This is a genomic window from Kitasatospora sp. NPDC085879 (assembly GCF_040686255.1).
Taxonomy (GTDB): Bacteria; Actinomycetota; Actinomycetes; order Streptomycetales; family Streptomycetaceae; genus Kitasatospora.
This window is the reverse complement of sequence record NZ_JBFBJZ010000092.1, coordinates 1-21623: the sequence shown is the minus strand read 5'-3', so window position 1 is coordinate 21623 and position 21623 is coordinate 1. Positions and strand designations below refer to the sequence as shown.

At 76.2% G+C, this 21623-nt stretch carries 17 protein-coding genes and 1 pseudogene; 11 read left to right on the top strand and 7 right to left on the bottom strand.

Features of this window, described 5'->3' with window-relative positions:
* Positions 1–931 (bottom strand): hypothetical protein (locus AB0P35_RS37615; RefSeq protein ID WP_363520141.1); only part of this gene is annotated, 931 nt, incomplete at its 3' end.
* A 207-nt stretch (positions 932–1138) separates the two neighbouring features.
* On the opposite strand from AB0P35_RS37615, the gene AB0P35_RS37610 reads away from it, so the two are divergent.
* The 3 genes from AB0P35_RS37610 to AB0P35_RS37600 all read left to right on the top strand — a co-directional run bounded on the left by AB0P35_RS37610 (position 1139) and on the right by AB0P35_RS37600 (position 4134).
* Complete coding sequence (locus AB0P35_RS37610; RefSeq protein WP_363520139.1) at positions 1139–1588, top strand: MarR family transcriptional regulator; 450 nt, start codon at positions 1139–1141, stop codon at positions 1586–1588.
* Positions 1585–3084 (top strand): MFS transporter, encoded by a 1500-nt coding sequence (locus AB0P35_RS37605; protein ID WP_363520137.1) that lies wholly within the window; start codon positions 1585–1587, stop codon positions 3082–3084. The genes AB0P35_RS37610 and AB0P35_RS37605 overlap by 4 nt, the downstream gene beginning before the upstream one ends.
* Before the next feature lie 156 nt (positions 3085–3240).
* Entirely contained in the window at positions 3241–4134 is an 894-nt protein-coding gene (locus AB0P35_RS37600) for a hypothetical protein (RefSeq protein ID WP_363520135.1), read from the top strand.
* Between the two features lie 245 nt (positions 4135–4379).
* On the opposite strand, the gene AB0P35_RS37595 is transcribed toward AB0P35_RS37600, so the two are convergent.
* Positions 4380–5549, bottom strand: coding sequence for an NAD(P)/FAD-dependent oxidoreductase (locus AB0P35_RS37595; protein ID WP_363520132.1), 1170 nt, complete (start codon positions 5547–5549; stop codon positions 4380–4382).
* A 131-nt stretch (positions 5550–5680) separates the two neighbouring features.
* Between AB0P35_RS37595 and AB0P35_RS37590 the strand changes: the two genes are divergently transcribed.
* Positions 5681–6454, top strand: a complete 774-nt coding sequence (locus AB0P35_RS37590; protein ID WP_363520130.1) for a TetR/AcrR family transcriptional regulator — start codon at positions 5681–5683, stop codon at positions 6452–6454.
* 65 nt (positions 6455–6519) lie between these two features.
* Complete coding sequence (locus AB0P35_RS37585) at positions 6520–6792, top strand: hypothetical protein (protein ID WP_363520128.1); 273 nt, start codon at positions 6520–6522, stop codon at positions 6790–6792.
* Positions 6793–6809: 17 nt separating this feature from the next.
* Here AB0P35_RS37585 and AB0P35_RS37580 read toward each other — a convergent pair whose 3' ends face one another.
* The 3 genes from AB0P35_RS37580 to AB0P35_RS37570 form a co-directional block, all read right to left on the bottom strand.
* Complete coding sequence (locus AB0P35_RS37580) at positions 6810–8132, bottom strand: cytochrome P450 (RefSeq protein ID WP_363520126.1); 1323 nt, start codon at positions 8130–8132, stop codon at positions 6810–6812.
* A gap of 111 nt (positions 8133–8243) precedes the next feature.
* Positions 8244–9203 (bottom strand): ion transporter, encoded by a 960-nt coding sequence (locus AB0P35_RS37575; protein ID WP_363520123.1) that lies wholly within the window; start codon positions 9201–9203, stop codon positions 8244–8246.
* A 189-nt stretch (positions 9204–9392) separates the two neighbouring features.
* Complete coding sequence (locus tag AB0P35_RS37570; protein WP_095878625.1) at positions 9393–9986, bottom strand: XRE family transcriptional regulator; 594 nt, start codon at positions 9984–9986, stop codon at positions 9393–9395.
* A gap of 81 nt (positions 9987–10067) precedes the next feature.
* On the opposite strand from AB0P35_RS37570, the gene AB0P35_RS37565 reads away from it, so the two are divergent.
* Positions 10068–11867 carry an FAD-dependent oxidoreductase gene (locus tag AB0P35_RS37565; protein WP_363520120.1) on the top strand — a complete coding sequence of 600 codons (1800 nt, stop codon included), beginning with the start codon at positions 10068–10070 and terminating at the stop codon, positions 11865–11867.
* A gap of 268 nt (positions 11868–12135) precedes the next feature.
* Here AB0P35_RS37565 and AB0P35_RS37560 read toward each other — a convergent pair whose 3' ends face one another.
* Positions 12136–14226: a SpoIIE family protein phosphatase gene (locus AB0P35_RS37560; RefSeq protein WP_363520117.1), complete on the bottom strand. Its 2091-nt coding sequence runs from the start codon at positions 14224–14226 to the stop codon at positions 12136–12138.
* A gap of 240 nt (positions 14227–14466) precedes the next feature.
* On the opposite strand from AB0P35_RS37560, the gene AB0P35_RS37555 reads away from it, so the two are divergent.
* From AB0P35_RS37555 to AB0P35_RS37545, 3 genes are all read left to right on the top strand, one after another.
* Entirely contained in the window at positions 14467–16329 is a 1863-nt protein-coding gene (locus tag AB0P35_RS37555) for a tetratricopeptide repeat protein (RefSeq protein WP_363520115.1), read from the top strand.
* 306 nt (positions 16330–16635) lie between these two features.
* Entirely contained in the window at positions 16636–17271 is a 636-nt protein-coding gene (locus AB0P35_RS37550; protein ID WP_363520113.1) for a peptidoglycan-binding protein, read from the top strand.
* Positions 17272–17275: 4 nt separating this feature from the next.
* Complete coding sequence (locus AB0P35_RS37545) at positions 17276–17623, top strand: hypothetical protein (protein ID WP_363520111.1); 348 nt, start codon at positions 17276–17278, stop codon at positions 17621–17623.
* A 28-nt stretch (positions 17624–17651) separates the two neighbouring features.
* Here AB0P35_RS37545 and AB0P35_RS37540 read toward each other — a convergent pair whose 3' ends face one another.
* Complete coding sequence (locus AB0P35_RS37540) at positions 17652–18467, bottom strand: hypothetical protein (RefSeq protein ID WP_363520108.1); 816 nt, start codon at positions 18465–18467, stop codon at positions 17652–17654.
* Positions 18468–18594: 127 nt separating this feature from the next.
* Here AB0P35_RS37540 and AB0P35_RS37535 point away from each other — a divergent pair, with 127 nt between their 5' ends.
* Both AB0P35_RS37535 and fusA read left to right on the top strand, forming a co-directional pair.
* Entirely contained in the window at positions 18595–18978 is a 384-nt protein-coding gene (locus tag AB0P35_RS37535; RefSeq protein WP_363520105.1) for a hypothetical protein, read from the top strand.
* Positions 18979–19451: 473 nt separating this feature from the next.
* A pseudogene (gene fusA, locus AB0P35_RS37530) lies at positions 19452–21499 on the top strand (elongation factor G).
* The last annotated feature ends 124 nt before the right edge of the window (positions 21500–21623 follow it).

Genomic DNA, 21623 nt, shown 5'->3' with positions numbered 1-21623 from the left:
CGGCGCGGTCGCGGGCCCGGGCGGCCCGGTCCGCGCCGGCCGCGGCGTCCTGCTCGGCCTCGCCGTGTGCGCGGCCCGCCGCGGACCGCTCGGCCTCCGCCGCGGTCAGCTGCTCCTCCGCGGCCAGCACGGCTGCGCGGGCCCGCTCGGCACGGTCGGCGGCCTTCCGCTCGGCGGTGGCCAGGCGCTCGACGGTCCGGGTCAGCCGCCGGTGCTCGCGCGCGGCGCTCCGCTCCTCCTGTTCGGCCTCGGTCAGGGCGCGCTCCGCCTCGGCGCGCTGCCGACGGACCTCCTGTGCGGCGGCGCGTGTGCCTGCGGTGCGGGTGCCGGTGCGGGCCCGCCCACGCGGGGCGGCGGGTGCGGCGGGTGCGGCGGGTGCGGCCGGTTCTGCCGGTTCGGTCGGCGATTCGGCCGGTTCGGTCGGTAGGCCCCACCCGGCGGGCAGCCCGTCGGCGGGCAGCGAGCCGCTCTCCTCCAGGGCGGCGGTCAGCCGCCCGGCCGCGAACAGCTCCGCAGCGTCCTCGCCGGCCAGGGCGGCCCGCAGCGTCTGCTCCACCTCCCGCAGCGGCGCCTCGCCGAGCTGCTCGCCCGCCTCGGCGGCGGCCTCCCGGACCTGCGCCGTGAGCGCGGCGACCAGCCGACGGCGCTCGGCGGTCAGCCCGCGCAGGGCGGGCCCGGCGAGTTCGCGCTGGGCGCGGCGCAGCGAGCGGCCGAGGTCGAGCAGGGCCCGCGCCTCGTCGGGCCGGGAGTGGACCAGCAGATTGACCGCCCAGGCGCTCCGGGTGGGCCGGTGCAGGGCGGTGATCCGGGCGGCGAGCGCCTTGTCGCCGGACTTTCGGGCCTCGGTGGCGGCCTGCGTCCGGGCGGCGGTGAACCCGCCCGGGGGCAGTCTGTACAGCCGGTCGGCGACGGCGTCGAAGCCCTCCTCCACGGCACTCTCCCTGCGGTCGGCCGGACGTCCGCCGGCGGTCGCGCACCTTCGATTCGCTCACCACCGGGCCGCGGTCGCACCCCGAGAACGGCAGCGCGGAACGGTGGCACGGCACGGCGGCGCACCGGTGGTCCACAGCTGAACTGGACAGTCCAAGCTGTACAGCAGAGCTGGACAGTTCAGCCTGAAGGTTCTAGCGTGGAAGGCATGGAGCAGCCCACCGCACCCGTCACCGCCTCCGCCGTCCGCGCGGCGCGGGAGCTCCGCGTGGTCTTCAGCCGGCTGCGCCGGCGCCTCAAGGAGACGTACGACACGGACGGGCTCACCCCCACCCAGACCTCGGTGCTCAGCCGACTGGGCAAGGACGGCCCGGCCTCCGCCAGCGACCTCGCCGCCGCCGAGCGGGTCCGGCCGCAGTCGATGGCCGCCACCCTCGCCGTGCTCGACGAGCGCGGCCTCGTGCTGCGCCGCCCCGACCCCGGGGACGGCCGGCGTCAGCTCGTCTCGCTGAGCGACACCGGCCAGGCCTTCCTCGAGGACTGCCGCCGCGCCGGCGAGGAGTGGCTGGCCCGCTCCCTGCAGGCCCGCTTCACCGAGCAGGAGCGGCAGACCGTCGTCGAGGCGCTGGCCCTGCTGGACAGGCTGTCCGACGCATGAACCTCCGCACCGTCCGCTCGTCCCCGTCCTCACTGTCCTCGCTGACCTCGCTGTCGTTCCTGCGCGCCCGCCGCACCGGCACGTCCGAGGACGGCTTCGACCGCCGGCTGCTCGCACCGATGATGCTCGGCGCGATCCTCAACCCGGTGAACTCGGCGATCCTCGCGGTCTCCCTGGTGCCGATCGGAGCCGCCTTCGGAGCCGCGCCCGCCGCCACCGCCTGGCTGGTCTCCGCGCTCTACCTCGCCACCGCGATCGGCCAGCCCGTGGTCGGCCGGCTCATCGACCTGCACGGGCCGCGCCGGCTGTTCCTCGCCGGCACCGCACTGACCGGCCTCGCCGGCCTGGTCGGCATGCTCGCCCCGAACCTCGGCGTGCTGATCGCGGCCCGGGTGCTGCTCGGCTTCGGCACCTGCGCCGGCTACCCGGCCGCCATGTACCTCGTCCGCAGCGAGGCCGACCGCACCGGCCGGGACAGCCCCGCCGCCGTGCTCACCGCCCTCGCCGTCACCACCCAGACCGTCGCCGTCATCGGCCCCTCCCTCGGCGGCCTGCTGATCGGGCTCGGCGGCTGGCGCACCACCCTCGCCGTCAACATCCCGCTCGCCCTCGCCGGGCTCTACCTCGGCGCCCGCCGGCTGCCCCGCACCGCCCCGCCGCAGGGAACCCGCGGCAGCCTCGCCACCGACCTGGACCTCGCCGGCATGGCCCTGTTCGCCGCCGCACTCGTCCCGCTGCTGCTCTTCCTCATGCACCCCTCGGCCGGCGAGTGGTACCTGCCGGTCGTCACCGTCCTCGCGGCCGTCTGCTTCGTCCGCCGTGAACGCACCGCCGCCAACCCGTTCATCGATCTGCGCGTGCTCGGCGGCAACCTGCCACTGATCGCCACCTACGTCCGCGCCCTGCTCGCCTACACCGTCGCGTACGCCTTCCTCTACGGCTGCACCCAGTGGATGCAGGAGGGCCGCGGCCTGACCGCCCCGCAGGCCGGCCTCGCCCAACTCCCGCTGTTCGGTACGGCGATCGTCGTCTCCGCGGTCACCGGCCGGCGCCGGCAGGTCCGCGGCAAGCTCCTCGCCGGCGCCGTCGGCCAGATCGCCGCCTGCACCCTCGTCCTGCTGCTGGGCCCGCACTCCCCGCTCTGGCTCCTGCTGCTCGTCGCGCTGGCCTTCGGCATCCCGCAGGGACTCAACGGACTCGCCCTGCAGAGCGCCGTCTACCACCAGGCGCGCCCCGAGCGGATCGGCTCCTCCGCAGGGCTGTTGCGCACCTTCGGATACCTCGGGGCGATCGTCGCCGCCGCGGCCACCGGCGCCTTCCTCGGGCACGGCGCCGACACCGCGGGCCTGCACCAGCTGGCCTGGTTCATGCTCGCCACCGCCGTCCTCTACCTGCTGGTCACCGTCGGCGATCGCTCACTGCGGCAGGTCGGAGCCCCGCCGCGGGACACCCCCGCGCCGCCCGCGGCCGCCACCGCACCGACCCGCGGCCGGTAGGGGGAGTTCAGGCGGCACACGCGTCGATCAGGGACGCGTGGAGGCACCTCCCGGCCGAAGGCTGGGGCCGAGGTCACCACCGTCGAGGAGCGGCTCACCACATTGAAGTGACGGCGGCCGTGCCGTGCCGCAGTAGCACCCCAATAGACTTCGATCATGAATACCGGGGTGGGCGGACGCGAACTGTACGAAGGCCTGCTGGACAGCGACGGGCCGGACGCCCACCGGGAGGTCGCCCTCCCGTGGCTGGCGGAGGCGAGCGGCGCGTACCGCGAGATGCTGCACACCGCGGCCCGGTGCAGCGGCTGGTGGGAGGACCGTCGCACCGACGGCCGGGTCGGCGTCCTGCACATGGAGCTGTACGCGCTCGGCCGGGTGAGCGACATCCTGCTGCTCGCCCGGCAGACGCCCGGCGGCAGCTCCTCGGACGGCGGAGTCGGCGGGCTCGCGTTCTCCGACGAGGAGTACCTCGGACTCTTCACCGGCCTGGGCATGACCCCGTTCCGCGGGGACGGCTTCGACCCCTTCCTGCACGAGATCGTCGAGGTCGAGCAGGCCGACGACCCGGCGGCGCCGATCGAACTCACCGAGGTGCTGTGGCCCGGCCTGATGCTGGGACAGCTGCTGTTCTCCCGGGCCGGCGTCCGCATCCGGGCCGGTGCCGCGCACGCGCAGCGCGGCGTCGCGGACCGCTCCCCGCTGTACTGGACCTTCCGGCGCCGCAACCGGCCGACGGTCGACCTCTCCCACGGCTGGGGCAGCAACTCGCAGTGGGCGACGGACCTGCGGCTCGACTACCGCACCCCGTCCGGCGACCGGCTCAACGTGGACGGCGACCGCCCGATCGACGGCAGCACCGCCCTGGTCCTCGACCACCCGGAGAACTTGAGCCCTCAGGAGCGGCTGCTGACACCCCGTGAGCGGCGCGAGCTGCTCCGCCACCGCTGCCTGCTGCGGACGCCCGAGGCCGTCGCCGAACTCGACCGGGACACGCCGTGGGAGCGCGAGTTCATGCCCTTCGACTGGCGGCTCCCGGCCGCCGAGGAATGACCCGGCGGCGCCGCGAAGACGCCTTGCCGCCCACCCCGGGCGGCCCCCTACCATCGGCACGCTCCGCCCACTGCTCCCCGAAGGGTGCCGATGGCCCTCGAGATCGCACGTGGAGCGGGTTCTGCGCCGTCCGCGACACCGACGGTTGCTGGTACGTGGGCGACCTGGTCTCCGAGGCCAACGACGCGTCGTGCTGGGAGAGCTGCGGGCCCGACCTGGCCACCGCCCTGCGCGCGATCTGACCGTCAGGCGTCCGCGGTGTTCCCGCCGTCGGGCTGGAAGAACCTGAGCAGCCCGGCCGCGCCGTCCTCGGACATCAGCATCGCCATGATCCGGGCCGACTCCCGGGCGGCCTCGGCGCTGCGCTCGAACATGGCGGTCTCGTAGCGGCGGACGGCCCCGGCGAGGTCGCCGGGCGCGGTGGCGATCTCCCGGGCGAGCTCGGCGGCGTCCAGCATGGCGGTGTTGGCGCCGAGGCCGACCGGGGGCATCAGGTGGGCGGCGTCGCCGAGCAGGGTCACGCCGGGCACGGCGGGCCAGGTCAGCCCCACCGGGAGCGCGCTGAGCGGACGCGGGACGAACGGCTCGTCGCAGGCCCCGATCAGTGCGCGGAACTGCGGTGCCCAGTCGGCGAACAGGGCCGTCAGCGCGCGGCGCGCGGCGTCCCGGTCGTCGAAGGGGACACCGCAGGTGGCGAGCCAGTCCTCGGGTGTGTGGAAGGAGAGGAAGACCCGGATCCGCCCGCCGCTCTGCCGCTGGGCGGAGAGCGAGCGGCCCGGGCCGAGCGCCCAGTAGTTGCCGCGGCCGACCAGTGCCGCGAGCTCGGGGTGGCTGCGGTCGGCGGCGGAGATGCAGCTCTCCACGGTGTTGCTGCCGAGGTGGGCCGGCCGGGCGGCGGTGACCAGCGGGCGGACGCGGGAGTTGGCGCCGTCCGCGCCGACCAGCAGGTCGCAGTCGATCGCCGCCCCGCCCTCGACATGCAGCCGCCACCCGCCGTCCGGCCGCCGGGTGGCGTGCCGGAAGGCCCGGCCCCAGCGGACGGTGCCGGCGGGCAGCGAATCCAGCAGCAGGGCCCGCAGGTCGGCGCGGTCGATCTCGGGTCGCTCCATCGGGGCGTCGTCCGGCGTGTCCTCCTGCAGCAGCAGGGTGCCGGTGTGGTCCAGCAGGCGCAGGTCCTGGCCCTCGCGGCGGGCGGCGCGCAGGAAGGCGGCCTCCAACCCGGCCTCGCGGAGCGCCCGCTGCCCGCTCTCCCGGTGCAGGTCGAGCATGCCGCCCTGGGCGCGGGCGGTGCGGTCGCGGTCGCGTTCGTGCACCACGGCCTCGATCCCGTGCAGGTGCAGGATCCGGGCGAGCGTCAGGCCGCCCGGCCCTGCCCCGACCACGGCGATGCGCGGGCTGCGGGTGTCGGTCTCCACGGTGTCCCCCTCCGTCGGATGCGGCGGCGCGGCCGCCCGAATCGATACGGCGTATCGCTCGATACACTGTATCGATCGCGACGGCGTACTGTGAACCCGGCACGGAGGGATCACGGAAGGGCAGGTCGGGCATGGTGCAGCGGGACGGGACGGACGAGGCGGACGGCGCCGCAGGGGCCGACGGGTCCGGCCGGCCGACCGTCTGGGACCGGCCGGAGCCGCCGTCCCGGCCGGCGCCGAGCCCGCTGAGCCGCGAGCGGATCGTGGCCGCCGCCGTCGAACTCGCCGACGCCGACGGGCTGGAGGCGGTCTCGCTGCGCAAGGTCGCGGCCGCCCTCGACGCCGGCCCGATGCGGCTGTACCGCTACCTCTCGACCAAGGAGGAACTGCTCGACCTCATGGTCGACGCCGTCCACGGCGAGATCGCCGCCGCGGACCCGGACGGCCGGGACGGCGACTGGCGGGCGGTGCTGCGCGGCTGCGCACACCGGACCAGGCGGGCGGCGCTCCGCCACCCCTGGTTCGCCGATCTGCTGGGCGGGCGCCCGCAGCTCGGCCCGAACGCCCTCGGCAACCTGGAGACCGCCCTCGCCGCCCTGTACGGTGCGCCCGGCTTCACCGGGATCGACGCCGTGATGTGCGCGGTCGGAACGGTCGACGCCTACATCGCCGGCGCGCTCCGCCGGGAGACCGCCGAACTGCGCGCCGAGCGCGACACCGGCCTGGACAAGGACGCGTGGCGGCGCTCGGAAGGCCCCCGCGTCTCCCGGATGCTCGCCACGGGCAGGTACCCGGCGCTGGCCGTCGCCGTCCGGGACGGCACCCACACCGATCCCGCCGCCGCCTTCGAGGCCGGGCTCGACCTCGTTCTCGACGGCATCGCCGCCGGACTCGCGCGCGGCTGACCGGAGGCCCGGCCCGGGGCGCGCCGCGGCACGGCGCTGTCGGTGGCGGCTGCCATCCTGCCCTCATGGACGAGCACCTGATGCGAGGGCGGGTCTACGGCGCCGACTACGACGACCCCGATCCGGGGCCGCGGCGCGGGCGCGTCTACCGGGAGCTGGTGGCCGGCCCGCTCGACGGGCTGCTGCTCGATGTGACGGGGTGGAGCGAGGCCGAGCTGGCCCGGGGCGCCGCGCTGCCGACCGAGATCGGCGCCCACGGGCCGGGCGGCCGTGCCCAGTACGCCCCGCGCGAGGGCGACCCCCGGCGCTGGGACTGGCGAGGCGACACCCCGCCCTGAACCCGCTCCGGGCCCGCTCAGCCCTGCCGGACGAGCCGGGCCGGGACGGGCGTCGCAGGCCGCACCACCATGCCGAAGAACGGCTCCGGGGCAGGCCCGGTGAGCTCGACGGCGAACGCGGGCAGCAGCAGCTCCAGCAGGGCGACCGTCTCCCGGAGGGCGAACTGCAGCCCCAGGCACGCCCGGGCGCCGATGCCGAACGGCAGGTAGGCGCCCTGATCGGACGGCCGCCGCCCGGGCACGGTGAACCGGCGGGGGTCGAAGACCTCCGGCTCCGGCCAGAGCGCCGGGTCGCGGTGCACCAGGTAGGGGCAGACCAGCACGTCCGTGCCGGCCTCGATCCGGTGGCCCGCCAGCAGGTCGTCCTCGACGGCGTGCCGGGGCAGCAGCCAGGCCGAGGGGTAGAGCCGCAGCGTCTCGCTCACCAGCGCCTGCAGGGCCGCCCGCCGCCCGGGGGAGCCGGTCGGCCCGGCCGCCAGTGCCCGCTCCCGCGCCCCGGGGGCGCCGTCGAGCAGCAGGTACAGCCAGGTGAGGGTGGTGGCGGTGGTCTCGTGCCCGGCCACCATCAGGGTCACGAACTCGTCCCGGACGAGCCGGTCGGTGTACTCCGGGCGGTCCTCGGCCGCCGCCAGCAGGACGTGCAGCAGGCCGGGCCCGTGCGGGCCGGGCGGCGCCGAGCGGGCCGCCCCGATCGCGCGGTGGACGACGGCGTCGATCCGGGTCAGCTCCCCGGCGACGGCCGACCGCGCGTCCTCCGCGTTCGCCGGCAGCACGGGCAGCGCCGCCACCACGGTGTCCAGGGCGGCGAGTTCGGCCGCCGTCCGGTCGTCCAGCGGGTGCCCGGTGAGGGAGCGCCAGATGGTGTCCAGCGCGAAGCGGCGCATCTCCTCGCGCAGGTCCACGGCGCGGCCGGCGTCCGCGTGGCCGGCCCAGCGTGTGGCGCAGTCCCGGGCGGCGTCGGCGATCCGCTGCTCCCAGCGGCGCATCCCGGCCCCGGTGAACTGGCCCTGCAGGAGCCGCCGTTGCGCCTTCCAGGCGTCGCCGGACGCGGAGAGCACACCGTCGCCGAGCAGGATCCGGCCGCGGTGCGAGCGCTTCACGTAGCAGTCCGGACGCCGGCCGAGGACGTGCTGGACGGCCTCGGGGCCGGTGACCACCACAGTCGGCAGGGCGTTGTCCGGTCGGACGGCCGCCACCGGGCCCAACCGGGCTGCCAGGGCGAGCAGTTCGGGCATCCCGTGGCCGGCCGCACGCCACCGCCGCACCTCCTCGGCCGGGAGCTCGGGCACCGGAAGGCCGGCCGCGGGCCGGGCGCCGGTCGGGGGGATCTGGGTGGCCACGGGCTTCTCCTGCTCGCTCCGCCGCCCCGGGGCAGCTCCGATCGGACGACGCTGCGTATGCTACCGAACGCGCAGTGTGGCCGGGCGGTCTTCACCGCGGCAACTCCGGTGTCACGCCACGGTGTCCACGCTGGCGGCGGTCACGGCCGCGCCCGCCCCGACGGCGGCCGCCCCGGCCGGGGCGCCCGCGGGCCGGGCGATCCCGGCCGCCAGCCCCACCTCCAACTCGGCGAGGGCGAGCCGGACGGCCGCGATCCGCTCGCGCAGCTCCTCGGCGTCGTGCGCCGCGCCGGGCCGCGCACCGCGCGCCGGCTGCCGTTCGGCGGCCGCCTGCTCGGCCTCCAGCGCCCGTGCCTCGTCCAGGGAGTTGAGCACCACACCGATCAGCACGTTCACCAGCACGAACGAGGCGAGCAGCACGTAGGAGGCGTAGAACAGGATGCTCAGCCGGGAGATCTCCAGGCCCGCGTGGACGGCCTCGCCGAGCCCGTCGAGGGTCATCAGCAGGAAGAGGGTGAGCAGCGCCCGGCCGATCGAGCCGTAGTGCTGCGGGTCGCTGTCCGCGAAGCAGACCCAGCCGACCATCGCGTAGACGTACAGCACCAGGGCGCCGACGAACAGGAAGCTCACCGTGCCGGGCAGGCTGCGGCCCACCGCGACCAGCAGCACCCGCAGTTGGGGCAGGAACCGGGCCGTCCGCAGCACCCGAGCGAGCCGCAGCAGCCGCAGCACGGTGGTGTTCTCGCGGACCAGCGGCAGGAAGGCCGAGGCCAGCACCGCGAGGTCGAAGAGGTTCCAGGGGTCGCGCAGGAACTGCCCGGGCCGGTCCGCGTGCGCGCCGAGCCGCAGCAGCATCTCGACGGTGAAGACGCCGAGGCAGGCCCGCTCGGCCAGTTGCAGGCCGTCCTGGTACTCGGCGGCGAGCCCGCTGTACGTCTCCAGGCCGAGCAGTGCCGCGTTGACGAGGATGGCGCCGAACACGACGAGCGAGAATGCCGGTGCCTCCGTCACCGTCCGGCAGCGGGCCGCGAGCCCGGTCCGCCGCGCCGGTGCACTCCAACCGCTCCTCATGACAACTCCTCCACGGCCGATCGGCGGCGCGCGCGGCCGCCGCGCCCCGACGGCCGGCGGCGCCTGGTCGAGCCGCGCGCCATGCCCCTCAACGATCTTCCGTCCCGGGGGTCACTCCCGGCGCACCCGTCCCGGTGCGGTCGGTCGGCTGTCGGTTGGTCGGCTGTCGGTCGGTCAGCTCCCGGTCGGTCAGCTCGCGGCCGGTTTGGCCCGGACGTGCATCCGTTCGCCCTGGGCGCCGAAGAGCGACAGGAACTCCACCGGCCGGTCACCGGCGTTGGCGAAGCCGTGCGGGGTGCGGGTGTCGAACTCGGCGGCCTCGCCCGCGGTGAGGACCAGGTCGTGCTCGCCGAGGGCCAGTCGGAGCCGGCCGGAGAGCACGTACAGCCACTCGTACCCCTCGTGGGTGCCCTGCTCGGGCCGGGTGCCCTCGGGCAGCGTGCGGACGGGCATGATCATCTTGTAGGCGTGCAGCCCGCCGAGGTGGCGGGTCAGCGGGATGAAGGTCTGGCCGTGCCGGGTGATCGGCCGCGGGTGGATCCGCGGATCGCCGGTCGGCGGCGCGCCCACCAGTTCGTCCAACTGCACGCCGTACGCCTTCGCGAGCGGCAGCAGCAGTTCCAGGGTCGGGCGGCGCTGCCCGGACTCCAGCCGGGAGAGCGTGCTCAGTGAGATGCCGGTCTCCTCGGCGACCTCGGCCAGGGTGGTGTCCCGCTGCTGCCGCAGTGCCCGAAGCCGCGGCCCGACGGCTGCCAGGACGCCGCCGATCTCGTCGTCTGCCATGACTCCATTTGCCGATTCGGCAAGAAGGTTTGTCAAGTCGGCGCCGCCCGCCGACGATCGAGGAGAACGGAGGTACACACCATGACGACAGACACCCCGCAGCTCCCGGACGGCTCCGCGGACGGCGTGCCGCACTACGACACGGTGGTGATCGGCGGTGGCGCCGCCGGCCTCGCCGGCGCCCTCACCCTGGCCCGGGCCCGGCGCTCGGTACTCGTGGTCGACGCGGGCGCGCCCCGCAACGCGCCCGCCGCCGGGGTGCACGGCTACCCGTCGCGGGACGGCGTCCCGCCGCGGGACCTGCTGGCCGCGAGCCGCGCCGAGGCGGCCGGCTACGGGGCGCGGTTCCACGACGGCACCGCGGTCGCCGCCGAACGCCTCGACGACGGCGGCTTCCGGATCGCGCTCGCCGACGGCACCGGCGTCCGGGCCGCCCGCCTGCTGGTCGCCACCGGCCTGGTGGACGAACTGCCGGCCGTGCCCGGCCTCGCCGAGCGGTGGGGCCACGAGGTGCTGCACTGCCCGTACTGCCACGGCTGGGAGACCCGCGACCAGCCGATCGCCGTGCTCGCCACCGGCCCGCTCGCCGTCCACCAGGCGCAGCTGTGGCGGCAGTGGACCGCCGAGGTGACGCTGCTGACGCACACCGAGGAGCCGCCCGGCCCGGAGGAGGCCGAGGAGCTGGCGGCCCGCGGCATCGCCGTCGTCGAGGGCGAGGTGGCCGGCCTGGAGACGGCCGACGGCGTGCTGACCGGCGTCCGGCTGGCCGACGGCCGGACGGTCCCCTGCCGGGCCCTGGTGGTGGCCCCCCGCTTCACCGCCCGCACCGGACTGCTCGCCGACCTCGGCCTCGCGCCGGTCGACCTGCTGAAGGACGGCCGGGTGATCGGCAGCCACATCGCGGCGGACGCCACCGGCGCCACGGAGGCCCCCGGGGTGTGGGTGGCGGGCAATGTCGCCGACCTCGCCGAGCAGGTGGTCGGGGCCGCCGCCGCAGGCGTCCGGGCCGGGGCGGCGATCAACGCGGACCTGGTCGCCGAGGACGTGCGCAGGGCCGTCGCCGCCCACCGTGACGCCTTCGGCCCCGCCGAGGAGCGGGCGGTGTGCGAGCGCGTCCTCGGCGAGCGCCGGCACGGCCTGGCGGAGCCGCCGGCTGCCGCAGGACCGGCGGACGCGCGGGAACCGGCCTCGGACACCGCCGGGTTCTGGGACGCCCGCTACGGCGAGCGCGAGCGGATCTGGAGCGGCGAGCCCAACGCCGCCCTGGTCCGCGAGGTCTCCGCGCAGCGGCCCGGACGCGCCCTCGACCTCGGCTGCGGGGAGGGCGCCGACGCCGTCTGGCTCGCCGCGCGGGGATGGCAGGTCACCGCCGTGGACATCTCCGCGGTCGCGCTCGGCCGGGCCGCCGAGCACGCCCGGCAGGCCGGCGTCGCCGACCTGGTCGACCTCCGCAGGATCGACCTGGCGGAGGACTTCCCCGAGGGGAGCTACGACCTGGTCTGCGCGCAGTACCTGCACTCCGACGTCGACCTGCCCCGGGACGCGATCCTCCGCCGGGCCGCCGAGGCGGTCGCGCCCGGCGGCATGCTGCTGGTGGTCGGCCACGCCGGGCCGCCGTCCTGGCAGCGGCCGGACACGGACGGGCACCACCACGACCACCGGCCCGGGCACGACCAGAAGCGCGAGCACGGGCACGACCACCGGCACGGGCACGGCGCGCCGCTGCCCACGCCGGACGAGGTCCACGCGGCGCTGCGGCTGCCCGCGGGGGAGTGGGAGGTGCTGCTCAGCGAGGAGTTCCGGCAGCCGATGACCGGCCCGGACGGGCAGCCGGCCACCCGCCCGGACAACACCCTCAAACTGCGTCGGCTGCCCGCCTGACGGAGTGTCCGCCGCCGCGGCTCACCCGGCCGCGGCGGCGGTCTCCTGGAAGCGCCGGAGCAGTGCCTACCCCGGTGCGCTCGCGGGGTCGAAGGTCTGACTGCCCGTCTTCCCGGACACCCCGGCCCCGCACAGCGCCGCTGCCCGGCACCGGAAGCAGAAGGCGATCTCGAAGAGCACCTCGGCGGGGAGATCCGGACGGCTGCCGGAGGTGTGGGCGCGCAGCGCGTACCCGGAGGTGTGCAGGCAGCAGCATCCGGGCAGCGCGTCATACCGGTTCGGCCTGGAGCAGCAGAGTGGCGATGTCGTCCCACCGGCGGCCCGCCCGCCGGGCCCGGGCGACCAGCTCACGGGCCGTCACGTCGAGGTCGTCCGCCAGCGAGTGGTCCAACTGCCCGGCGAGCGAGGCGATCGCTCGGCCCAGGTCGATGCCGGGCGCCTCCACCAACCCGTCCGTGTAGAGCAGCAGCAGCGCGCCCGGCTCGAACGCCGCCTCGGTGATCGGGTAGATCGCGTCCGGGTCGATGCCCATCGGCGGCCCCGGCGGGACCTCCAGCACCCGCGCCGGCCCGCCCGGCGGCCGCAGCACCGGCGGCGGATGACCGGCACTCACCAGGTAGGCCCGCCCCCCGGCCAGGTCCAGGTGCGCGTACAGGCAGGTGGTGAACAGGCCCGGATCGAGGTCGCACAGCAGCCGGTTGGTGCGCACCAGCACCTCCTCCGGCGAGGCGCCGGCCGCGGCGTGCACGGCCGTGCGGACCTGGCCCATCAGCGCGGCGGCCGGGAAGCTGTGGCCCTGCACGTCGCCGATCACCGCGGCGGCGGTCCGCGGGCCCAGCCGGATCAGGTCGTAGAAGTCACCGCCGACGTCCATGCCCCGGGTCGTCGGCAGGTAGTGCGCCGCCACCCGCAGGCCCTCCACGGCCGGCAGGGTGTGCGGCAGCAGCGCCTGCTGCAGGTCGTGCGCCAGCTGGTTCTTGGTGTCGTACAGGTGCGCCCGGTCGAGCGCCTGGGCGATCAGGCCGGCCAGCGAGGTGAGCACCGTCCGCTCGTCGGCGGCGAAGGGGTGCGGACGGTCGTAGGCGAGCAGCAGGCAGCCGACCGGACGGCCCGAGGTGATCAGCGGCAGCACCGCCCAGGCCTGCTTCCCGGTCACCTGGGGAAGGTCCGGGTAGGCGGCCGCGAGCTCCGCGGAGCTGCCGTAGTAGCCGGGGATCCCGGTGGTGAGCGCCCGTACCGTCGGGGTGTCCCGTATCTTCAGCGGGATGTCCTCGAACCGGGCCATCGCCTCGGCGGTGTAGCCCCGGTAGCCGGTCACCAGCAGCCGGCCGTGCTCGGCGGTGAGCAGGGTCAGGCCGTCCGCGCCGAACGAGGGGAGCACCTGCTCGGCGACCAGCGACACCACGTCGTCCACCGACACCGCCTCGGTGAGGGCCGCGGCCAGGTGCATGATCTGGTAGATCTGCCCGGCCCGGGAGACCGGCTCCGGACGGGACGGCGGCACCGGCTCCGGGCCGTTGACGGCCGGCGTGATCCGCACGCTGATACCGTCGCCGGCCGGGTACAGCCGGAAGGCCAGCCAGCGGTCCGGCGGACGCATCGCGGTGAACGCGGCCGGCTCCCGGCTGATGATGGCCGCCCGGTAGCGGTCCTCGTACACCGGGTCGTCCAGCCACGGCAGTGCCTGCCAGGGCAGCGCGCCGAGCAGCTTCTCCGGCCCGGCGCCGAGCAGCGCACAGGCGGCGTCCGTCAGGAAGACGATCCGGCCGTTGAGGTCCATCGCGCAGCTGCCACCGGGGAGGCGCTCGGCGAAGTCCCGTGCCGCGGTCTCCGGCAGCTTCGCCGCGGCCAGCCGAAGCGGCACCACCCGCGGCCGGGACGGCGTCCGCGGCTCGCCCTCGGCGATCAGTTCGCCCAGCCGCGCGCAGCCCGCCGCGACCACCGCGCGCTCCGCCTCGCCCAGGTGCTGCGGGTGGGCGCTCGGCCACAGCAGCAGCAGCGCGCCCACGCACCGGCCCTCCGCCTCGACCGGGGCGGCCGCGAGCGCGAAGTGGTACGGCATCGTCACCGCGGAGCGCGGATAGTCCCGCGCGAAGTCCTGCTGGCTGCCCGCCCACACCAGGGCCCGCCGCCGGATCGCATCGGCGACCGGGACGGGCGCGCTCAGCGCGACCCGCGTCCACGGGGCGACGAACTCGGCGGGCAGGCCCCGCACCGCCGCGAGGTGCAGCACCTCCTCGCCCGCCGGCAGCAGGTACAGACACCCGGACGAGGCTCCGCACAGCTCCACGACACCGGTCAGCGCGCCGTCGATCCGCCTGTCCCAGCCCGCCGGGTCCCGGTCACCGGCGGCCGGCACGGGGGGCTCCCCGCAGGCCCGGAAGGCCCGGTGGCCGGGAGGACCGCGCAGGCCACAGCATCAACCGGACAACGCCCATACCAGCGACGCTACGCCCGACACCCCGCCCGGGCACCCCGGCGCCCCGGGCCCGAGCCGCAGTGCGCCGGGCGGCGCCGCCGGGCCCGCCGGGGGCGCCGCCGTGATGCCAGTGGTCTGCGGTTACGCTCGGCACCTGTGACCTGACGCGGAAGGCGGACCATGAGCGGCGAGGAACGCGGCGACGAGCGGCTGGAGGCCCGGGGCGAGGTGGCCCTGGCCCGGTTGGCGCTCGATGCCGGCGACCTCGCGCACGCGGCCGACCACCTGGCCGAGGCGATGGTCCACGACCCGCAGCAGCCCGACCTGCACGAGGCGCTCGCCGAACTCTGCGCGCAGGCCGGCGGCGCGGCGGCCGCCCGCGCGTACTTCCCGCTGGAAGGACAGGTCTTCCTGGGCACGCTCGTCTGCCGGGCGCACGTCGAGGCCGCGGCCGGCGACTGGGACAACGCCGTCGGACTGCTCGCCTCCGCCATCGGCTTCGAACCCTCCCGGCCCTGGGCGCACACCGCCTGGCTCGCCCGCGAGGACCTGGCCGACCTGGTCGACCCGCAAGCCGCGGCGCAGGCCGTGCCGCGCGCGCTCGGCGGACTGCCCGACCCGCTGCCCGAGGAGATGCGCGAGGCCGTCCGGCCGTTCGACACCTTCGTCCGGGCCGCCGTCCGCCGCCACCCCGACCACGTCATGCTGCTGGCCCTGGCCTCCGGACTGGTCCGCCGCTTCGGCGACACCGCGGAGGCCGTCCGCCTCGCCGAACGCGCCCACGAGCTGGAACCGGGCCACGTCGCCGCGGTGATGCTCGGCAACGCGCTGCGCGCGCACGGCGACTCCGACCGCGCGCTCGCCGTCTGGGAGGCCGAACTCGCCCGCGACCCGTCCGACAGTCACCTCGCGGTGGACGTGGCCGAGCTGTACGGGGCGACCGGCCGGCCCGCCGAAGGCCTGAGATGGCTGGACCGCGTCCTCGCCGCCGAACCCGACCACCCCAAGGCCGGCCCGGCCCGGCACGGTCTGCGCCACCTGATCGACGGCGGCACCGCCCACCTGCTCGCCCTCGCCGACCACCACCGGGCCCACCCCGACCACGACTACGCCCCCGAGCTGCTCGCCCACCTCGCCCGGCAGCAGCCCTGGCTGGGCATGGTGCCCGGCACCGGCGAGGCCACCGTCAACCTCCTGCACCGGTTCCTGGAGTCGCCCGACACCACCCCGGAGAGCGTGCTCGAGATGACGGTCTCCCACCTGGAGGCGCCCAGCGCACTGCTCGCGGTGCGGCTCGCCCTGCCCGCCGCGGAGATCGACTTCGGCGCGGTGCCGGAGCCGGACCCGCGCCTGCCGCTGCGACAGGTGTCCTCCCGGATCTGGGCCTGGCAGGACACCGCCCCGGCGCCGGCCGTCCCGGAGCCGTCCGCCGAGGCCGCCGAACTCGTCCGGGCGACCGCCGAGATCGTCTGGCCGTCCCCGCCCGCCGCGTACGACCACGCCGTCCGGCTCGCCGGCCTCGCACCGGAGGACCTGCTCGGCGTCCTCGCCCACCCCCCGGCGCCCCGCGAGGACGGTCTCGGGCGCGCCCTGCTCGCCCACCAGCCGGAGCTGTGGGTGCGCGCCGTGCAGGCCTTCGCCTGCCTGGGCATCGCGCACCACCGCGCCGACCAGCCCTGGGAGGGCTCGCGGCGCCGCGAGATCCTGCTCGACCTGTTGCTCGGCCCCGAGGACTGGACGGTCGAGGCCGCCGGCTTCGCCCTGGCCGCCGTCGCCTGGACGCACCCCGAGGCCCGCGCCGACGTCGCCGACCGGCTGGCCCAGCGGCTGCGCCACGCGGCCGCCAGCGCCCGCACCCGCGAGGTGCCGATGCTGTCCTCGCTCTGCGCCCTGGTCCTCGCCTGCCCCTGGGCCGACGCCGCGGCGCTCGACCTCGCCCGCCGCCTCTCCGGGCGCGCCGGCGCCCGACCCGCGGACGGGGCGGCCGCACAGGTACCGGCACCGCGCCGCGGGCTGCTGCGGAGGCTGTTCGGCCGGCGCTGAGGAGGCACGGCACCCCGCCGACCTGCTCCGACAGGTCGGCATGTTCGGGTCATCGGCATGTTCCGGGCGCGATAGGACGGGCACATACCAGGTGACAGGACGTCAGGCGCGCTCGCGCGGGGCCGCAAGGCCGTGCGAGGCCCGCCGGCGTCGAGCACTACCCCTGCCGAACGACGACCGGGCGGCGCGCCGAGCCGCGCCCCGATCCCCACGCCACCCCCCGCCCCGGCCCCCGGGCCGTCGCAGCCGCCCCCCGGGCGGTGCCGAGCCCTGCCGCGACGCCCGCCGCACCACGAAGGGGTACTTATGGCCGACCCATACCTGCCCGGCGCCGAACGGCGCCAACTCGACGACGCCCCGATGACCGGCGACGGCGGATCCCGCACCATCTGGCACATCACCTGGGACCGCAACGCCACCGCCGAAGCCCCCGCCGACCTGGTGCACTTCGACACCCTGGCCGACTACTTCGCCGGCTCCGGCTCCGGCATCGCCCCGCACCTGCTCTGGGACCCGTTCACCGGCCGCTGCGCCCAGTTCTTCGCCGCCACCTCCCGCAGCAAGTCCGTCGTCAACGCCCCCGGCGGCGTCGAGACCAACCGCAAGGGCGACATCTGCGTGCAGATCGAGAGCCTGTTCTTCCCGTACTGCCGGGTCGACGGCCGGGTGTACCCGACCCTCGCCGACGCCCCCTGCACCGGCCTGGACCGGATCGTCGGCTGGCTCCGCTCCTGGGGCGTCCCCGACGTGTGGCCGATGGGCCCGCCCACCTGGTCCGCCAACCGCTCCGCCACCGTCTGGAACACCCGCGGCGGCCACTACGGCCACTCCCAGGTACCGGAGAACGACCACACCGACCCCGGCCCGATGCCCGACCTGTTCGGCAGCGCCCCGCACACCACCCCCGCCGACCGGCGCCGACTCGACGAAGAAGTGAGGTGACCCCGTGGCACTCGTGATCGGCCGGATCGAGCCCGGCTTCCTGGACGGCCACCCCGAAACCGCCACCCTCATCCCGCTGCCCCCGCAGAACGGCGGCGCCGTCGGCTGGGGCCCGGTCTACCTGTCCTTCGGCTGCGACTTCGGCGACGCCCTGCTGCGCATCGCCGTCTGGAACGACACCTCCCGGTCCTGGCGGGTCTCCAACCTGACGGTCACCGCCACCGGCGGCCGGGTCACCGTCCCCGTCCAGGACGGCGACTCCAAGGTCTCCGTCGGCCGGCTCAAGTCCTCCGCCACCGACGCCGGCCTCTGCCCCGTCGGCTACCTGGTCGAGGTGGTCCTCCGGGCCTGACGGGTCCCGGACGCCCGCGCCACCGTGGTCAGGGCCGCGGCCGGAGCTGGTGCAGCGTGTAGCCGCGGCCCGCCGGGTCGAGCCTGCGGGTGGCCGTGGTGAACAACTCGGCGGCCCGCCGGTAGGAGAGCCGGCTGCGGCCGGTGTACGGGCAGCGGTCCGCCGCCGGCGTACCGGCCGGCGCGCGGCGCTCGGTCAGCAGCAGCGGACCGTCAGCCCGGCCCGCGACCAGCAGCGGCAGCAGCCGCGCACTCGACGCCCGCCACTGCAGCACCGGCCGGCCCGGGTGCGGACGGGTGCGCCGGTGCAGCAGGTCGAGGTCGTCCACGTTCAGCGCGAGCACCGCCTCCACACCCGCCCCGCTCTCGTGCAGCAACCGCCACGTCACCTGCTCGCGCAGCGGAACCCGTAGCGCCAGCACCGCCCGCAACTCCTCCGGGCCCAGCGCCGCACTCGCCGCGTCCGGCCGCTGCGGCGGCCGCAGCCCCGCCGACGGATCGGCGGCCAGCCAGCCCTGTTCCCGCCACCAGCCGAGCGCACCGCGCAGGATCGACAGCTCCCGGTTGAGCGTCCGCGGATCCGCGTCGGCCGCCCGCCGGGCCAGCGCCGTCCCCAGCAGCGCCGGAGCCCCGTCGCCGTCCAGCACCGCGAGCGGCAGCACCGGCGGCGCGGCACCCCGCCGCGCCGCGCCCGACGGCACCGGGCGGTCGGCCAGCAGCCAGGACCAGGTGGCCAGCGCGATCCGGTACACCCGCCGCGAGCCCTCGCCGAGCGGCGCCGCGGCGAGGTAGCGCTCCACGGCGACGGCGTACTCCACCGGTACGTGGCTGTCGCAGTAAATCACCCCGCCATTAGAACACTGCAATCGCTCTCAACCTCACGGGGGGTCGTTTATCGCGGTGCACGATTGTTGCGTCGCACAGACTCAGAAATGCTTGTGCTGCTCGGCTCAGCACGGCGAGACTCCCGGCATGACCCCACAGCAGCCGACAGGCCGTCGGTCCGTGCTGCGCGAACCCGCCTTCCGCCGGTTCCTCGCCGGGCACACCGCCTCGCTCCTCGGATCGGCCATGGCGCCGGTCGCCGTCGCCTTCGCCGTCCTCGACAGCGGCGGCGACGGCACCGCACTCGGCACCGTGATGGCCGCCCGGATCCTCCCGATCGGCCTCGCCGCCGCCGGCCCGGTCGCCGACCGCCTGGGCACCACCCCCGTCCTCGCCCTCGGCGCCCTCTGGCAACTCGCCGCCTGCGCCGCCGTCCTGGCCGTCCCCGCCGTCCGCACCCTCACCCCGCCGTCGGGCGGCCGGACGGCAGCGCTCCCCACCGCGAAGACCCCGGTCGGGAGCCCGGACTGACGGCGCATCGGCGCAGGCCGGAAATCGGATGCCGCGCGGCCCGCCGGTTCCCTAGACTCGCCGCGAACCGCACACCGGGACGGCCGGTGTGCGCAGTGACGAGTCGGGGGGAGCCGGGCCGTGCGCAACCGCACCGCTGTCGTCGTCCCCTCCTCGCGCTACGAGGTGATCCTGGTGTCTCCGTCCACCCGGTGCAGGCTGCGCGCCCCGCACCGGAGGTCCGTGACGAACGCCTGACCCGCGCCCGCCCGACCCGCCGGACACCCGGCGCGGGCACGCGCACCCGCGGCTGCCGCCGCATCGGAAGCCGGCCCCGCCACAGCACCGGGGGCTGGCCGCCTCGTCCCGGGAATCGCGCCGCCCATCAACCCGAACCATCCGAAAGGCACCGGGCCGTGCGCACCGACCTGAACCGAACCGCCGTCACCGCTCCCGCCACTCCTGCCACTCCCGCCGTCGGCCGCCACGCCGACCTGCCGGCGCGCGTCCGCAACCTGGGCATCCTCGCCCACGTCGACGCGGGCAAGACCACCGTCACCGAGCGGGTGCTCTACCTCACCGGCGCCGTCCACCGACGCGGCGAGGTCCACGAGGGCACCACCGTCACCGACTTCGACCCGCAGGAGCGCGCCCGCGGCATCACCATCTTCGCCGCCGCCGTCAGCTGCCACTGGGACGGCCACCGGATCAACCTCATCGACACCCCGGGCCACGTCGACTTCTTCGACGAGGTCGAACGCTCGCTGCGCGTCCTCGACGGCGCCGTCGCCGTCTTCGACGCCGTCGCGGGCGTCGAACCGCAGAGCGAGGCGGTGTGGCGGCAGGCCGACCGGCACGGCGTCCCGCGGATCGCCTTCGTCAACAAGCTGGACCGCGCCGGCGCCGACCTCGACACCGCGCTCGCCTCGATCCGCGACCGGCTCCATCCGGCGCCGCTCGCGGTACAGCTGCCGATCGGCCGCGAGGACGGCTTCGTCGGCGTCGTCGACCTGCTCCGGATGCGTGCCCTGACCTGGACAGACGGCCACGACGGCTGCGACGAGGGCCCCGTGCCCGAACCGCTGCTGGAGGAGGCCGGGCGGCGCCGCCGCGCCCTCGAGGAGGCCGTCGCCGAACTCCACCCGTCCGCCCTGGAGGAGTTCTGCGCGCACGGCACCCTCACCGCGGAGAGCCTCGCCGCGGCCCTGCGCGACCTCACCCGCACCGGCGAGGCCGTCGTGGTGCTCTGCGGCTCCGCCTACCGCAACCGCGGCGTCGAACCGCTGCTGCAGGCCGTCGTGGACTACCTGCCGTCCCCGCTGGACGTGCCGGCCGTCCGCGGCACCCTCGACGGCACCGAACACGAACGGCCCGCCGACCCGGCGGCCCCGTTCACCGCGCTCGCCTTCAAGGTCAACGCGGCGGCCACCGGCCGCCTCACCTACCTCCGGATCTACTCCGGAACCGTCACCAAGGGGGACACCGTGCTCGACACCGCGTCCGGCCGCACCGAGCGGATCGCCCGCATCGTGCGCGTCCAGGCGGACCGGCACGCCGAGACGGACCGTGCCACGGCCGGCGACATCGTCGCCGTCGTCGGCCCGAAGGCGACCCGCGCGGGCGCCACCCTGTGCGCACCCGCCGCCCCGCTCGTCCTCGAACCGCCGACCGCGGCCGACCCGGTCGTCTCGGTGGCCGTCGAGGCGCACCGCAACACCGACACCGAACGGCTGGCCACCGCACTCGCCCGGCTCGCCGAGGAGGACCCGTCCCTCACCGTCCGCACCGACCCCGAGACCGGCCAGGTCCTGCTGTCCGGCATGGGAGAACTGCACGTGGAGGTCGCCGTGGAGAAGATCCGCCGCACCGGCGGCCCGGAGGTCGCCGTCGGCCGCCCCAGGTCTCCTACCGGGAGACCGTCGCCGAGGGCGTGACCGGCTTCGTCCACCGGCACGTCAAGCAGGACGGCGGCGCCGGGCAGTTCGCCCACATCGTCCTCGACGTCGAACCGCTGCACCCCGACCCGGGCGCCGCGGCGGCGACGGACGGGGCCGCCGCCCGGTTCGAGTTCCGCTCCACCGTCACCGGCGGACGCGTCCCGCGCGAGTACGTCCAGGCGGTCGAGGCCGGCTGCCGCGACGCCCTCGCCGAGGGCCCGCTCGGCGGCCACCAGGTCACCGGCGTCCGGGTCACGCTCACCGACGGCGCCACGCACGTCAAGGACTCCTCCGAGACGGCGTTCCGCACCGCCGGACGGCTCGGCCTGCGCGAAGCGCTGCGCGCCTCGCGGATGACCCTGCTCGAACCGGTGGTCGAGGTCACCGCCACCGCACCCGACGACACCGTCGGCGCGGTGATCGGCGACCTCTCCGCCCGCCGCGGACGGGTCACCGGCCAGGAGTCCCGAGCGGGCACCGCGGCGGTCACCGCCACCGTCCCGCTCGCCGAACTCTTCGGCTACGCCACCCGCCTGCGCAGCCGCACCCAGGGCCGCGGCACCTTCACCACCCGCCCCGCCGGCTACGCCCCGGCCGCCGGATAGCGGGGGAACCCCTCAGGGGCGAGGGGAACCGTGCAGGGTCAGGGGGCAGCGTCCCGGCGCCCGGTCGCCGCACCCGCCGTGCGCGGGTGCGGCGACCGCGGCCGCCCGCCGTACCTCCCGCGAG

What these genes read in the sequence shown, in the direction of transcription:
- AB0P35_RS37610 (WP_363520139.1), top strand. Translation starts at nt 1,139, where the DNA reads ATGGAGCAGCCCACCGCACCCGTCACCGCCTCCGCCGTCCGCGCGGCG.
- AB0P35_RS37605 (WP_363520137.1), top strand. Translation starts at nt 1,585, where the DNA reads ATGAACCTCCGCACCGTCCGCTCGTCCCCGTCCTCACTGTCCTCGCTG.
- AB0P35_RS37600 (WP_363520135.1), top strand. Translation starts at nt 3,241, where the DNA reads ATGAATACCGGGGTGGGCGGACGCGAACTGTACGAAGGCCTGCTGGAC.
- AB0P35_RS37590 (WP_363520130.1), top strand. Translation starts at nt 5,681, where the DNA reads ATGGTGCAGCGGGACGGGACGGACGAGGCGGACGGCGCCGCAGGGGCC.
- AB0P35_RS37585 (WP_363520128.1), top strand. Translation starts at nt 6,520, where the DNA reads ATGGACGAGCACCTGATGCGAGGGCGGGTCTACGGCGCCGACTACGAC.
- AB0P35_RS37575 (WP_363520123.1), bottom strand. Translation starts at nt 9,203, where the DNA reads ATGAGGAGCGGTTGGAGTGCACCGGCGCGGCGGACCGGGCTCGCGGCC.
- AB0P35_RS37570 (WP_095878625.1), bottom strand. Translation starts at nt 9,986, where the DNA reads ATGGCAGACGACGAGATCGGCGGCGTCCTGGCAGCCGTCGGGCCGCGG.
- AB0P35_RS37565 (WP_363520120.1), top strand. Translation starts at nt 10,068, where the DNA reads ATGACGACAGACACCCCGCAGCTCCCGGACGGCTCCGCGGACGGCGTG.
- AB0P35_RS37555 (WP_363520115.1), top strand. Translation starts at nt 14,467, where the DNA reads ATGAGCGGCGAGGAACGCGGCGACGAGCGGCTGGAGGCCCGGGGCGAG.
- AB0P35_RS37550 (WP_363520113.1), top strand. Translation starts at nt 16,636, where the DNA reads ATGGCCGACCCATACCTGCCCGGCGCCGAACGGCGCCAACTCGACGAC.
- AB0P35_RS37535 (WP_363520105.1), top strand. Translation starts at nt 18,595, where the DNA reads ATGACCCCACAGCAGCCGACAGGCCGTCGGTCCGTGCTGCGCGAACCC.